Below are 283 nucleotides of genomic sequence, written 5' to 3'. Positions count from 1 at the left end.
GGGAAGTTTTCTATATCCGACACATGCTGAATCCCCGCATTGTTTACCAGAATATCCAATCGTCCAAAGGTTTCAAGTGTCTTAGAGACACTTTTTTCTACTTGTTCTTCGTTTGTTACATCACAAACCGCAGAGAGGACTTCATATCCTTGTCCCTTAAGTTCCTCAGCTGCATGATGCACGGCTTTTTCGTTCAAATCGGAAATTACCACTTTTGCGCCTTCTATAGCGAATTCACGTGCAATTTCTAACCCAATTCCGCTAGCCGCGCCTGTAACAAGAG

The 283-nt window shown here is 43.5% G+C and carries 1 protein-coding gene; it reads right to left on the bottom strand.

The features are described from left to right. A partial coding sequence (locus tag SCA31_RS23015) for an SDR family NAD(P)-dependent oxidoreductase (RefSeq protein ID WP_410699356.1) occupies positions 1–283 on the bottom strand: 283 nt, incomplete at both ends.

The sequence above is a fragment of the Chryseobacterium sp. SIMBA_028 genome (assembly GCF_046535285.1).
Taxonomy (GTDB): Bacteria; Bacteroidota; Bacteroidia; order Flavobacteriales; family Weeksellaceae; genus Chryseobacterium.
This window is presented reverse-complemented; position numbering and strand designations above follow the sequence as displayed.